Annotated in this window: 8 protein-coding genes; 5 read left to right on the plus strand and 3 right to left on the minus strand. The window is 59.9% G+C overall.

Going from position 1 to position 14501, the window contains the following annotated elements; all coding sequences use genetic code 11:
• Nucleotides 1-188: 188 nt before the first annotated feature.
• The 3 genes from RSO01_RS28815 to RSO01_RS28825 form a co-directional block, all read right to left on the minus strand.
• Nucleotides 189-692, minus strand: coding sequence for a class I SAM-dependent methyltransferase (locus tag RSO01_RS28815; protein WP_147154015.1), 504 nt, complete (start codon nucleotides 690-692; stop codon nucleotides 189-191).
• 262 nt (nucleotides 693-954) lie between these two features.
• A complete protein-coding gene (locus tag RSO01_RS28820; RefSeq protein WP_147154016.1) occupies nucleotides 955-1740 on the minus strand; it encodes a class I SAM-dependent methyltransferase in 786 nt (261 codons plus the stop codon).
• 166 nt (nucleotides 1741-1906) lie between these two features.
• Nucleotides 1907-4714, minus strand: coding sequence for a glycosyltransferase family 4 protein (locus tag RSO01_RS28825; protein ID WP_147154017.1), 2808 nt, complete (start codon nucleotides 4712-4714; stop codon nucleotides 1907-1909).
• Between the two features lie 615 nt (nucleotides 4715-5329).
• On the opposite strand from RSO01_RS28825, the gene RSO01_RS28830 reads away from it, so the two are divergent.
• The 5 genes from RSO01_RS28830 (at nucleotide 5330) to RSO01_RS28850 (ending at nucleotide 14500) form a co-directional block, all read left to right on the plus strand.
• The gene (locus tag RSO01_RS28830) at nucleotides 5330-8209 is read left to right on the plus strand and encodes a tetratricopeptide repeat protein (RefSeq protein WP_147154018.1); all 2880 of its coding nucleotides are present in this window, start codon (nucleotides 5330-5332) and stop codon (nucleotides 8207-8209) included.
• A gap of 77 nt (nucleotides 8210-8286) precedes the next feature.
• Nucleotides 8287-8964 carry a hypothetical protein gene (locus RSO01_RS28835; RefSeq protein WP_147154019.1) on the plus strand — a complete coding sequence of 226 codons (678 nt, stop codon included), beginning with the start codon at nucleotides 8287-8289 and terminating at the stop codon, nucleotides 8962-8964.
• Nucleotides 8961-11783: a methyltransferase domain-containing protein gene (locus RSO01_RS28840; protein WP_147154020.1), complete on the plus strand. Its 2823-nt coding sequence runs from the start codon at nucleotides 8961-8963 to the stop codon at nucleotides 11781-11783. The genes RSO01_RS28835 and RSO01_RS28840 overlap by 4 nt, the downstream gene beginning before the upstream one ends.
• Nucleotides 11784-11787: 4 nt before the next feature.
• On the plus strand, nucleotides 11788-13734 hold the full coding sequence (asnB, locus tag RSO01_RS28845; RefSeq protein ID WP_147154021.1) for an asparagine synthase (glutamine-hydrolyzing): 1947 nt from the start codon (nucleotides 11788-11790) through the stop codon (nucleotides 13732-13734).
• A 91-nt stretch (nucleotides 13735-13825) separates the two neighbouring features.
• Nucleotides 13826-14500, plus strand: a complete 675-nt coding sequence (locus tag RSO01_RS28850) for a class I SAM-dependent methyltransferase (protein WP_147154022.1) — start codon at nucleotides 13826-13828, stop codon at nucleotides 14498-14500.
• The last annotated feature ends 1 nt before the right edge of the window (nucleotide 14501 follow it).

Consider the following 14501-nt stretch of genomic DNA (forward strand, 5'->3'; position numbering starts at 1 on the left):
ACGCTCTATCCATTAATGTCTCCGAGCAGTATCAGCTCAAGGCGGCCCACATCGGACGGTTACATCGCTTACGATGCCCGAGAGCGAGTTGTCGACGATCAGAGCCAAGCCTTCCCGAGTGAAGTCATCGGCGCACGGGCCGTCCACTCCATCACGTGACGTGCAAAGTTCAACTTGTCCGGAAAGCGCTAGCGTAGCAGCCCAGGATCATGAGGCTTCTTGGCGGTATGAAAGACAGTCGACAATTCCGATAGATGATCGCGGATGCGGACGATACCCGGAATCAGACCGGCTCCTTTGGCCCATCCAGCCATAGCGCCTGGCCCGAACCGACAGTCAGGAATGGATGAACCGGCACACGCGCGACTTTCTCCCGCGTTTCCATAGACATGATCTGGATCTCGATAAGCCTGCCAGCTCCGGACCTTTGTACCGCTACCTAGGCGATGATCAATGCGATACGGTTGAATCCAATAGATAAAGGTGCCGCCTAACTTCAGAGTCCGCCCAACCTCGGCCACCGCCCGACCAGCTTTGGGAATGTAGTCCAGCACACACAATGCCAGCGCTAAACCAAAGCGATTTGCTTCTATCTGCGGCATATCAGTAATGTCGACATTGGTTAAACAGTCGGGATCCTTCCAATCTGCTAGCAATGATACATGCAAGGTACGACGCCAGTACTTGCTCACAAGCAGACGCTCCGGTGCTGATGCAGACACCAGTAACACCTCAGTCGATCGATCTAGAAAAGGCTCGGCACGAGCTAGCAATTGCGCAAGCGCGCGCTGGCGGACTCGCGACCCACAACTCGGGCAAGCAACATCCACGAGTTCATCACCGTACAATATCGGACGCCCAATGTCCCTATACTCCGGACCTACGCTCAAGCCCTCAAGGACGCTGTCTCTTACATTTGAAGCGCACAGAATGCAGGACATTGTGGCCGCGTTCTCAGCTTGAGGGGTGCCGCAAACGATACACCATATCCGCGATTGGCTGCTTTGGGTGTGCGCTATCGAACTCGAGAACAACCTTGAAGAAGTCGGTTTTCAGATCCCACATAGGATACAATTCGAGGCGCTGCTCGTACTGTCTAAACGTTTTGTGGTCGAACATGTCCTGATTGAATCTCTCAAAGGTTACATGGAATCCAAGCTTACGAAAGTAAAACAAGTACTGCTGATACGTAAGCTTATTGCACCAGAATGCGTAACCAAGCTTGGGAACATTCAGCCGTTCCCTAATCTCTTCCGGTGGAAAGAGGAGATGCGGCCAGCGCTCCTCTATCCTATGCAATAGGTGTGATGCACCTGCAGATCGATACAGCATACTAAAAAGGTAAAATTTTCCATCAATCCTTAAGTACCTCTGGCACTGTTGAAGTGCAGACCATGGATGCCGAATGTGCTCCCAAGCAGAGATCGAGATGATGCGATCGAAGGATTCGTTCGCTAGACTCGAGAGCGGTTGCGCAATGTCACCCTCAACTACCTTGATTCTCGGGTGCTGGTTCAGCTCATCCCAATTTGGCTGAGCTTCAATGTCTACTCCTATGACCTCGCAACCGTAACGATCTGCTAGTGCGGTCGCTATTTCGCCTCGGTGACAGCCAACGTCCAGCACGCGTAAACCCGAAACGCCAACCAAGCGTTCGATCTCGTCGGCTATCCGAGTTGCGCGCTTGCTGCGATCCTCAGGGACGTACTTGTACCCCTTATCGGCTGGAAGATCCGTCATGCTATTTCCTCGCGCTCTAGCCCACTGTTCCCACCATCAAACCGGTCGCCCACAACCGAAAGGAAGACAAGGTTCACCTTTGTAGCTGATCTGCTTACGCTCGTCTTTACGATAGCTTTGCTCGAGCCAGCATGGCGAACGTTTGGCAAGATGAGCTCGGCAAACATCATTGAGCCGTCCCAGCATTTCCCAGATTGCTATACAGGTTTCCGAGCCTTTCTGCGTTGCTAGCCCACGAACGGCAGTCGATAACCCATTTGCGGGCTGCCTGACCTAAACGCTGCTGTAACTCCGGATCGCTTTGTACTCTCGTCAATGTTCTTGCCAAATCCTGCGGGTCAGCCGGCTTGCAAATCAGTCCAGTTTGACCGTCAATTACAATTTCTCTCAGTGCTGGTAGGTCACTCACGATCACGGCTTTGCTCATGCTCATCGCTTCGAAAGGCTTGAGCGGCGAGACCACCTTGCAGACCTCGAACGGCTTTCGCGGTATCGCGACTACATCCGCTAATGACAGGTAGGCTGAGATTTCATCTGGACTTTGACGACCTACGAAAATCACTGCGTGCTGTATGCCCCGGTTGATGGCAAGTCCCTGAAGTTCGTCGCGTGCTTCCCCGTCGCCGACGATGACAACTTTGGCGGAAGTGCCCTGCTGCCTCATGAGGGAGACTGCAGTGATAAGGTCATCCAAACCTTCGTAGAATGTGAGAGATCCTGCATAGACGACGACAAAATCGTCGTGCCGGAGTTCGAGCGAAGCCATCAGTGCGGGTGCCTTCGGCGTCGGTAGGAATCGACTAGAGTCAACGGCATTCGGAAGGACTGATATTCGGTCGCTTGCAAGGCCGCTGCCAATGAGTTCTTGTGCTATCCCCTCGTTGATCGTCAGCACATGATCAGCATTTGCTGCGACGAGCACTTCTAGCTTGCGATCGAAGGCATACCGTTCCGTCGCTTCCCAACCTGGAAATCGTGACGCAGCGGAAAGCTCCCACAACCCACGCACCTCATAGATGAATCTGGCGCCAGTACGTCGGGCGGCAATCAGTGCAGGCAGAGCGTTTCGGCTGTTGGATGCGGCCTGTACGATATTGCAGCCGTATGCTCTGAAATGTTGCTCAAGCGCGTTACTCATCAGCTCGACTAGCTTTTCAGGTTCCCGCGTGCTGGGTAGTGGAGTGTGCACATAGGTCACCGGGCCTATGACGTGAGTCGCCTGTTCCCCTTCTTCATTCGCAATTGCTGTGAGTGGTCGATCCCAAGGATATCCAGGACGGGTGAAGCAGATGCAATCGACACCCGATCCTGCAAGCGCACTCAGTAGCTGATGCGTTCTGACGGTATAGCCAGCAACTTGAAACGGTAACGACGTGGAAGCGACATAAGCCAGCCGTTTTAAATCGCCGGTCGCGTGTTCAGCAGGTGGGATGTCTATCCCTTCATTGAAAATCGAAATGCTTGAACGCATTTCTTCAATGACTGCTGATGAAGCTACCGATGGCGCCAGCCTTACGAGCGCACTGGAATTCGTGAGATCACCCGATTGAAACATGCGGGCAGCAATCCTCTCCGCCATGATTGATGTCGGGCTTGCTCCAAAAGCCAACCAATACGCTCGGATCGCCGAGAGCCGATCGAACTCGCGCAGCGCATCACCAAAGCTCATTAGCAAGCTCTGCCTGTCATCAACTGAATTCGTTCGGAAAAGCCACATCACAGCAGTTTCAAAGTCGCGACTGCGATGAATATCGACAGCGCTCTTAGCTACTGAGTCAACCGAATGGACGCGGAAGAATCGGTGCTCACTCGGCGTGACGCGTTTTCGATCGGCGACCTCATCCTCGAACGCATCAAGCATTTTTCCAGTTCTTCTTGTTAGCACTTGGAGTGTGCGCTTCACTTCCCTTAGTTGCCGCGACAGTTCGTCGATCCGGGCCTCAGCTTGTAATGCATAGAGCTGCCGATGAGCGCGTAGCTCGCCTTCAGCGTCGCCGTAGGAGTGGACACAGCTCGGTAGAGTCGCGATCTGGCGCAAGGCCAAATCGATAGCGGCCTCGACCGCACCAACGCTAGTCTCGAGCGAGGTCGACGCGACCTGCCAGCGCAGATTTGGCGGCACCACTGACACCCAACTTTCGCGATCGTCCGCCATTTGCGAAGCGACGGTTTGCTCGCGAATTGCGCTGATCTGCTTTATCCCCTCCTGGGCCTCGGTGTGATCGGGCGCTAGAGCTAACACACATTTGAAACTGTCGGAAGCCTCCGCAAACCGACCAGTGCGGAACTGCCCGCGAGCCACCTGTAGCTGCGGCTCTAGTTCCTTGGGATTCAGATCGCGTAGCCATAGCCACTGTTCAAGCGCCCTTTTCCAGTCCTGTTCCAGATTGTATATTCTCGCGAGATGTCGCCGGCACTCTGCCTCGTCGGCTCCGACGGCCATCGCCTTCAGAAAAGTCGCCTCACTGTGCGCAAGATTTTCAGCTTTGAATGCAGCTTTGCCCTCGTCAAGCAGCATTGAGGCAGCAGTGGGTCCAGACGCCGTTCCATGATTGCTCGAAGCTTCAAGATCGCGCAGGCGCTGTTGCGCTTCGGCATGATTCGGCTGCAAAGTAAGTACAGTTTGGAATCCGAGAATTGCTTCCGCAAAGTGATGTAATCGAAGCTGGGCTCGCGCGACTTGGAGTTGCGCCTCTAAATTTGCTGGATCTTTTTGAAGCAACCACGACCATTGCTCCAGTGCCTTTTCCCAGTCACCCTTCCGGTTGTAGATCCTGGCCAAGTGCAGGCGGCAAGTGTCCTCTCCAACACCCAATTGCAAGGCAGCCAGAAAGCTGCGTTCGGCGGCCGGGTGATCGCCCGCCTTGAAGGCCGCCCTTCCTTCTGCAAGCTTTCTGCGCCCTAGCCAAGGCAACGGAAACCGGCGGCCAAGCGGCCGCAACATCTCACGAAGAATCCGCCTGAATTGAGTCATCCTCCGTATCCAAAACTCGTTATGCTGGCTCTGGCCAACGCTGCTCCTCTATGCCCGACGCTTCCTTACACCGATGAGCCCACCTGTCGTTGCAGAAAAATCAGGTAGAAATTGCACTATTCTCGCGGTAATTAATTCCTCGAACCAGGGTCAGGTCAGCGTTATTTTGCTCCCAATTCGCTCTTCCCAAGCAATGGCCACTTGAAGCCGCCAAGAGCGTCGTCAAGGGTAGACGCCGAGGCGTGGTAGCCCGTCAATCCGTCCAGGTGGCCGCTCGGCGTCGCCTCTCCCTCGATCGTGCAGTTAAAATCGTCAACGCGGATTGACGAAGTTTCGTAGGCTGCACCAAGCGCCTCCTGGCATCTCGGCAAGCCGGCGCTGCCTGAGCCTGACGATTCCGATCCTCGCTCCGGACACGGGCGGCCGAGGTAGCGCTGCCTGACGATGCCGTGTCGACGGCGAAACAGGCTGCCCGCTTCGCCCTGGCAGACAAGGGTAAGGGTTCGATGAGGCCGAAGCAAACAGCGATTGACTCCAGCAAGGTGGCTGCGTACCCAACTGAATTGGGATATCGGCTATCGGGCAGTTCAGGGCCCACAACCGGCGGCAAGGGGGATGCTCCTAAGTGCGGTTTTCGACTTCCGGGAGTGGCAAGTACTGCTTGCCGAACGGCATGTCCGTACCGGGAGGCTCGATGCAGCGGAGCGGGTCTATCGGAGCGTCCTCGCGCGCTCCCCGCAGCGAAAATCGGCGCTGAGTGCCCTGGGCCGGTTGCTTCTCCGGGGCCGTCGTTATGATGAGGCTGTCGACATCTGGCGTTGCGTCGTCGACATGGAGCCGAATCGCAGCCGGCCCGCCCTCCAATTGGCGCGCGCCCTCCAACGCAGCGGCCGCGTCGATGAGGCGGCGGAGCAGTATCAACGCGTCCTTGCATTGATGGCGGGCCATCAGGCAAACGGCTCAAGGTGGCTGTCGACTGAGCCCCTTTTGCAGATGGCCCGGATTCGCCGACGCCAACAGGACAATGGCGAGGCGCTCCGCTTCTTCCGAAAAGTCCTGGACCGCGAATCGGACCATGCGGAGGCGCTTTGCGGGTACGGGCAAATCCTGGCGGAAACCGATCTCGCAGCAGCCACCGACCATTTCAAGGAGTGGATGGCGCGCCAGCCGGCAGATCCCACGCCACACCTCGAGCTGGCCCAGCTCTATCAAAAAGCGGGAGAACGGGAACGTGCCGACGCCATCCTCCACCAGTTGTTGGAGCGACTTCCGAAGGAGCGGCATTCGCTTTCGCACCTGGCAAAGCTCCTGTCGAGAGTCCCCGGACGTACCGAGCAAGCACTCGAAGTCTGGCGGCGCGCCGCCGAACGCGATCCGTCAGCGCCGCTTCCCCTTGTGCAGCGCGCGCAACTACTGGAGCGCGACCAGCGGATCGCCGAAGCCGAATACGAGTACGGCTTGGCGCTCAAACTTGCACCGATGGACGCCATGGCCCTGACCGGCTTGGCTCGCCTTCTTTTCAAGCAGGCGCGCTGGAATGTTGCCGCCAAGCTGTTCGAAGCCTTGCATCGCGTGAGCCCGCAGCGCAGCGACGCGTTGCTTGGCCTCGGCCGATGCCTCGATCAGCTCGACCGACCCGAAGAGGCCTTGATGGCCTACCAGAAGGTTCTCGCGTTCGATCGGACCAACGCCAATGCGCTGCTCTATAGCGGTCGCATATTGCGGCAACTCGGCCGAACCAAACAGGCAATCACAGCCTGGCAAAAGGTCTGTGCCCAAGCCCCGCAGAATGCCGACGCCTGGCATGAATTGATCTTCATGCTTGCCAGCGCCGAACGGGAGAACGAGGCGCTGGAAGCATTGGCCAGCGCCGAGGCTGCGCTGCCAACCTCGCCTCAATCGTTGATCCACCTCGGCGGCGCGGCAGAAGCCGCCCAGTTTCATTTAAGGGCCGTCAACTACTTCGAGCGCGCGATCGCCGCCGAGCCGAAGGAAGCAAGCCACAGGGCGAGACTTGGCCTGCACTACCAGCGGCAGGGCATCGTCGATGCAGCCTTCCATCACCTGCTCGCTGCCCGGGAGCTGAAGCCTGCCGACGTGGCCATCGCAAAGCAACTCGTCGATACAATTCACGTCTTGAACCTGGTCGGTGTCGATCACCGCGGTCTTTCGGGCGCGCCCGCTGCATCTGCGGAAATTTTGGTGCCGGAACGCCTGTTTCGGCTGGTGCGAGAAATCGCCGACCGCGACGTCATCCCATACGAACCTGAGCCGAAACGCGTCATCACCGTCACGGCGTCACTCGCTGCCGGCGGCGCCGAACGGCAGCTCGTCAACCAGTTGCGCGGCCTTAGCGACCTTGGCTTGCAGCTGGAGACCTCGTTGTTCTGCATATCGCTTGCACGACGAACCGGCCGTGATTTCTTCCTCCCGTCGCTGGCGGAGATGCCGATCGAGATCGTCACGCCACCCGACTCCGGGCTTGAAGCGCGCCTACGCGCACGACATGTGGCACCGCACGCCCAGCTCATCCGGTCGTTCCCCCCGGACATGGCCGGGCTCATCGCATTTTGGCTGGCGGAGTTCCGGCACAGGCGACCGGCCGTCGTGCACGCTTGGCAGGACGCCACCAATCTGACCGCCGTTGTGGCAGCACTTCTCGCCGGCGTCCCACGGATTGTGCTCGCGACCCGCAGCGTGCGTCCGGACAATCCGCGACGCCGCCTCAAGCGCTTCATGCAGGAGGGCTATCGAGCCATACTTGGTCATCCGTCGATCGTGCTTACCAACAACAGCCAAGCGGGCGCCGCCGACTACGCGGACTGGCTGGGCCTCGACCCATCGGCGATCGAGGTTGTGCACAACGGTATCGATTTCGATCGACTCGCCCAAAGCGTTGACCTGCAGCGCACGATCCAGTTCCGAAGAGAGCTCGGCGTGCCGGTGGATGCGCCCGTTGTCGGCAGTGTCTATCGAATGAGCGAAGAGAAACGGCCCCTCCTCTGGGTCGAAGCCGCAGCCGAAGTTTTCCGCCGCGATCCTCGGGTGCATTTCATCGTCTGCGGCGAGGGCCCGATGCGCACGGACATGCTCGACTGCGCATCGCGCCTGGGCATCTCCGACCGGCTGCACTTGCCGGGCCGCATCGATGCAATCGCCTCTTGTTACAAGGCGATGGACGTTGTCATGCTGACGTCAAGACACGAAGGTCTGCCCAATGTGCTACTCGAGGCCCAGTCTCTCGGCGTGCCCGTGGTCGCGCCCGATGTCGGCGGCGTAAGGGAGACGATATGGCAAGGTGTCACCGGCTGGGCGGTGACCAACGCCGATGCGCAAGCGCTCGCCGATCGGGCACTTTCCTGCCTACAAGTTCCCTGGATGACTAGGGCCCATGCCGAGGCGCCAACCTTTGTACGAGAGCGCTTCGGGCTAGACGCCATGCTGCGACTAACTCTGGAAGTCTACGGCCTGTCACCTCCGCGAAACGCCCTCTGACTGCAGGCTGCGCTCCCAGCTTCCCCCCACGAAGCGTGTTATTGGTACACCCGCTTGTTGTCCCTAGGAGTTCCTTCGTGCCGCCTCTCGTCACCACCACCGCCAACCTCTCGTTTCTCGACGGTTACCTGTATAGGGTGATGGTCGATCTTTTGAAGTCCGAAGGAGCTTCTGCCGGATTGTATGCCTTCTACCAGGATCGCATCGAAAACGAGGGCCGCGCCCTCAGCCTCTATGACCGGGCGATCTTCGATTATGTGCTCTCGAATTTCGACCTTGGAGGCCGGCAGATCGTCCATGCCGGCACTGGTCTGGGCACTCTTGCTTTGGCGCTTGCCACGGCGGGTTACAGAGTCACCGGCATCGAGCAGGACGACCAAAGGTTCCGAACCGCTATCCGCGTGCAGCGCGCCGTCAAAGATGCATGGCCTGCCGTGGCCGAGCGCTATACGCTCATTGCCGGCGAATTTCCGACGGTTCTCGACGGAACGGCATTACTTGGTCCGGATACGGTCTTGATCTTTACCAATTGCGGAGCGACGTGGCCCGATGAACTGACGACCCGTGTGATCGCGTCGTTCGCGTCCTGCGGCGACGTCATCTTGGACACGCGATTGTTCGGCGTCGTGAGGAATTCTCCTGATGAGCGGCGGCGACTGGTCGACAGAATCGCGGCCCAAGGGCTCGCGGCCGTGCCGATCGCCACCTCGCCGCCGGACTCATTCTACCAACACGTGAAGAAGCGGCTCGGATGACCACGGAGGCTCTCGCGGACCTGTTGAAGAGTCGCGGCTGCGAGTCGGTCTACTATTTCCATACCGACCATTTCGAGCCGTGGTCCGTGCGCATCGACAACGCCAGCGCCCGTGCCGTCGAACGCATGGCGGAAATGGCACGTGCGAATCGCTATGCCCGCCGCCTGAGCCTGTTCTACAACGTGTTCGTCCCCTACAGGCTCGACAGTGACGGGCCAATCGGTCCGGCCGACTCGCACGTATCAGGCGATCGCGTCGTCTTCAACGGCCGCTCCGAGCGGCACGAAAGGCTGACGCGCGATGCCATCCGGCCACTGGTAACAGCCGACAGTCACGAAATGCACCTGCACGTCCATCATGAATTCTGGACGCGCAATACATCGCATTTCGACCATCCCGTATCGCGCTGGGTAAATGCCTGCAGCACGTCAGAGGCAGACCGACAACGGCTGGATCTGCTGTTCAAGCTGTCCAAGGAGGCAATCGCGCGCGAGATCGGCCGACCCTTCGAGCGGTGGGCGTTCGTCCACGGCAATTGGGCGCTCAACGCATCGGATCCGCTGATCTGCCAGGTCAGCGACGAGATGTCGATCATCATGCGTCACGGCGGGCTCGGCGACTTCTCCTTCCCTGCTGGCCGCGGCTACTGCGATCCAAGACTCGAAAGGCCCTTCACCTGCAAGCCGATCGACCTAGCACGAGCCTATGACGATCCGCGCTCGGATCCACGGCCTGTCGATGCGCAAAGCAGGGTCATGGGTCCCGGGCGGTTCTTCATCTGGAACTCGCCGATCAAGGCAACCCATTCGTCTCTGGACTACTACAGCGCAGCGAATCGGACGCTATTCAAGACGCCCGAACGCGTCGTGGGGACATGGCTCAGCAAGTCCGTCTGCCTTGGCAAGCAACTCTTCGTCAAGACACACGCCCATTCGATGAAGTCCGACTACCGGTTGGCTGACGGCGATGGCTGCATCCCCCACTGCCACCCGGACATCATCGCCATCTTCGACTGCCTGTCACGTGCCTGCGACCGAGCCCGCATCGAGCTCAAGTTCGTGACAGTAAACGAAGTAATGCAGCATCTGCACTCCCTCGATGGCGGACAGGTCGAAACCTACTCGGATCCGCGCGTCGCCACAGCGTCGCTGCCTGAAGCGAACTTCCCGTCGACTGGCAGTCAAGACGCGCCAGAGGCGGCTGATGTGGCAGCCCCCTTCGAGCCCGCTCTTGCGCCGACGACGCCCCACGCCGTATCCGTAGAACTTGCGGCCATGCACCGCGCCTGGATGAACGGCGAAGGAGAGCGTTTCCCCGTCGACGACCTCTACCAGACAAAGCTTTCCGGACACACAACCCTGGAAGCGTACGAACTCGCCGTCGCTGCGGCGATCTGCGAGCGCTATCCTGCTGCCGCTACGCGAATTGTGGAGATCGGCAGCGGCTGGGGTGGGCTTGCGATCCTGCTGGCACGGCTCGGATTCGAGGTGTTCGCGTTCGAAGGCAACCTTCGGCGCCATGCGGCCTGCAAGTGGCACTTCGATCAACAAAGACAGCAGTATCCAGCCTTGCAGAACAGCCTCGTGCTCGCTCCCGCAGGGCTATTTCCAGCTACCTTTCCCAGCACGGCTCTTGCCGAAGACAAGATCAATGTCGGCATCTGCACCAACATCACGAGCTCCTATAGCGCAGAGAACTATCGTGCGATCGCGCATGCAGCTGCATCGTTCGACGAGCTGATCCTGGACCTCGCGCGATTCGGCGAAACTCGAAACGACCAGTCTGAACGCGATGCCCTGTTCGAGATGCTGAGAACAACGGACTTCAGGCCGGTCGAACAGCTGTACTTCTCTGCACCCTATGAATACTGGCGATTCCGCAGCCGGGCGGTCGGGACGCGTAGCGCCCTGCCGGTTGCGGCCGCCGCAGAAGCGCCCAGCGTGGCCGGCGCCTCAGACGGTTCCGCGCGCGTTCCGACCATACAGTTCGGCCCCATCGGCACACGCGGCCAATTGTTTTCGATGGCAGGTGATCAGCAGCTGACCACCTGCCCGGTCTGCCATTCGAAGCACATCGAACCGTTGTGGCGGATGCCGGCCACAACCTTGCCTGAGCCCATCCAGGTGTTCGGCGGGTACTTCGACCAGATACCGACGTTGCAAGTGCCCGGCACCCTCTACGGATTCGACTTCTGCAGTGGTTGCGAGAGCATCTTCCTCAATCCCGTGCCCAGCCACCAAAAGGAAGGCTATCGCAAGACCGACCACTACATCCGCAAGATGCAGACCGCGGCCGAGTGGAAAGGCTACGAGGATGCATATGACAGGTTCGCCCGCTGGATCCCGGCCAAGGCCACGGTGATGGTGGATGCCGCGTGCGGGATCGGCCAGTACCTCGAGGTGGCGCGCCAGCGCAACACGCACCGATGGCGGCGCCTGGTCGGCCTCGAGCTGGCCGAGAAGTATGTCGCCCATATGCGCAAGCAAGGTATCGAGGCGCACGTCTTCGACGTCGACAATGACGATCTGCTCGCCATCCTCGACGCTGACAGCGTCGACTTCATCAGCTTCTGCGAGGCCTTCGAACATGTTGAGCGGCCGCTGGATGCCCTGCGCAAGCTGCTGGCCGTCCTGCGGCCAGGCGGGCGGCTGTTCTTCACCGCGCAGCGCTATGGCGAGGATGTCCAGGCGGCGGTGCGTCCCGGTGAACCGATCTACATCGGCCCCAAGGTCGTGAACGACCTGCCAAGACACCTCGGATGCCGGATCGTCAACACGACGACCAGCCGCATGCGCTACTACATCGTGTTGGAGAAGTAGACAGATGTGCGGACTGGCCGCCGCCTTGCTGATGCAGCCCACGGCAGTACCGCAAGCCGAGCTGCATCGGCGTGGCATTGCCATGGCTAATGTCCTCCGGCATCGCGGGCCGGACGGTGAAGGCGTGTGGACCGATCATGGCGTCGTGTTGGCGCACCGCCGGCTGGCAATCATTGACACGTCCGCCGCCGCCGACCAGCCGATGCACGACGAAAGTGGCACGGTCCATGTCATCTTCAATGGCGCCATCTACAACTTCAGGGAGCTGCGCGGCGAACTGGTCGCTGCCGGCCACCGCTTCCGCAGCACCGGCGACACCGAAGTCATCGTCAACGGTTATCGCGCGTGGGGAACAGGCCTGTTCTCGCGGCTAGTGGGCATGTTTGCGATTATCATCTGGGATTCGCATGCTGGGCGGCTGGTTGCCGCTCGTGATCGCTTCGGCGAGAAGCCGCTGCACTACCTGGAGCGCGCGGATGGCATCCTTTTCGGGTCGGAGATCAAGGTCATCCTCACCTGGCCAGGCGTGCCACGCCGGCCCAATCTATCCGCCCTGCACGATTTCCTGAGCTTCAGTTACATAATCGGAACCGAGACGGCCTTTGCCGGCATCAAGCGGCTGCCGCCGGCCCATCTGATGATATGCGACCGCGGCCGGCCACCTCTGCTCCAGCGCTACTGGCAGCTTCCGGCCGTCGGCGAGAACCCGGTGACAGGCAGCGACGCCGACCTCAAGCGTGAGCTCATCGACCGCATCCGCAACGCCGTCACCCTGTGCCGGGTGGCCGACGTGCCGCTGGGCGCGTTCCTGTCCGGCGGCGTCGATTCGAGCGCGGTCGTGGCGATGATGGCGCCGACACACCAGGGACCGATCGAGACCTTTTCGTCGGGTTTCGGCTTCGGCGATTATGACGAGACCCGTTACGCCACGTTGGTCGCAGAGCGATACCGAACCAACCATCACGTCTTCACCTACGACAAGAAGATCGTCGGCAGCCTGGCCAAGCTTGCCTGGCACTATGACGAGCCGTTCGCCGACTCCTCGGCCCTGGTGACCTACGCCTTGGCGCGGGAGACGCGGCAGATCGTGACCGTGGCGCTGACCGGCGACGGCGCTGACGAGACCTTGCTGGGCTACGCTCGCTACTTCCGCTACGGCGCGCAGCTTTCGCGCAACGGCGGCGGCCGGCAGTTGCCGGAGCTCTATGCGCCTAACGGCCTCGACGGCCATCGCCGCGCGGCCGGCGATGCCTATGGCTACCTCATGGAGACCTTCCGCGAACGGCAAAAGCTGGCGGGCTACGACCTTACCATGTTGCCCTATCTCGATCGCTGCACCTACGACGGCCTGGCTGAGTGGGTCGTGGACGGACTGACCCCCGAGGAACAGGCAGGGCGGATCGATCTCGAGACCTACCTGCCCTGCGATCTGCTCACCAAGGTCGATGTCGCCGCAATGGCACACGGATTGGAGACGCGCGCGCCTTTCCTCAACCACGAGCTGGTCGAATGGGTCTCGCGCATCCCCGGCAACCGCAAGGTCTGGGGCAACGAAGGCAAAGCGCTGCTGAAGTCCGCGCTCGAACCGTTCGTGCCGCGTGAATGCATGTACCGCCCGAAGGTCGGCTTTCGCGTCCCGATCGCCAAGATGATGCGAGAGAACCTGCGTTCGGCGACTGAAGCCATCCTCCTGAGCGAACGTTTCGCTGACCGTCGCCTGGTGCGTCGAGAATTCGTGCAGCAGATGCTGGCCGAGCACAACACGCAGCGGCAGGAGCATGGCACTCGCCTGTGGGCCCTGGTGATGCTCGAGATGTGGTTCAGGACATGGATCGACAAAGACAGCAACCAGCCGATGAGCGACGATGACAACCCGTTTGCCGAGATCGCCCCACTAGAGCCCATGCCCCGATTTGGGGAGGCTGAAAGCCACGCGGCGGAGAGGGCCTGAAGGTCTGATGCTTGGCGGACATCCTACGAAAACAAGCTTCGAGCGGACGCTCAAGACCGCGCTGAGATGGAACCCCCGGCGCAGGGAGATCATGCGGGATCTGCTGGCGCTAATGGCTGCTGTTGACGGTCCCCGCCTAGAGATACTCAGCCAGGAGCACGCGAACGCCCTCCGCACTGCCGATCCAGCGTCGGGCTACAAGTATCTCGATGTCGCCCTTTACACTCTGCAGAAGCTTCTCCTTGCACATGAGCTCGGCCTCGAAGGAGGGCTACCCCGTCGCGTGCTGGACATTGGCACTGGCGGCGGTCATTTCCCGTTCGTCTGCCAGTTCTTTGGCCATCAGGTAGTCGGGATCGACATCGACAACGAACTCTACAAAGGCATCGCCGCCTGCCTCGGCATCCAGCGCACCATCGTCCGGGTCACACCGCTAGCGCTGCTGCCAAACCTGGGGCAGAAGTTCGACCTGATCACGGCATGCGACGTCACGTTCAACGACAAGGATGACCGGGATGGCCGGCGGGTCTACTGGACACTGGCAGAATGGGCGTTTCTCCTCGACGACCTCTTCGCCCATCACCTCGAATATCCTGGCACCCTCTACCTCAAGCTCAACAAAGAATGGCAAAGAGGGTTCTTTGGCTCGGACCGTCTCTTCTTCAATCGCGAGCTGCTGGCGATGGCGGCCCGAAAGGGCGCGGTGATCAGCCGGCGGCGCGGCATCATCAAGTTTTCGCTCGCATCGCGACACGAGATCCGATAGC

The organism is Reyranella soli (assembly GCF_007992495.1).
Taxonomy (GTDB): Bacteria; Pseudomonadota; Alphaproteobacteria; order Reyranellales; family Reyranellaceae; genus Reyranella; species Reyranella soli.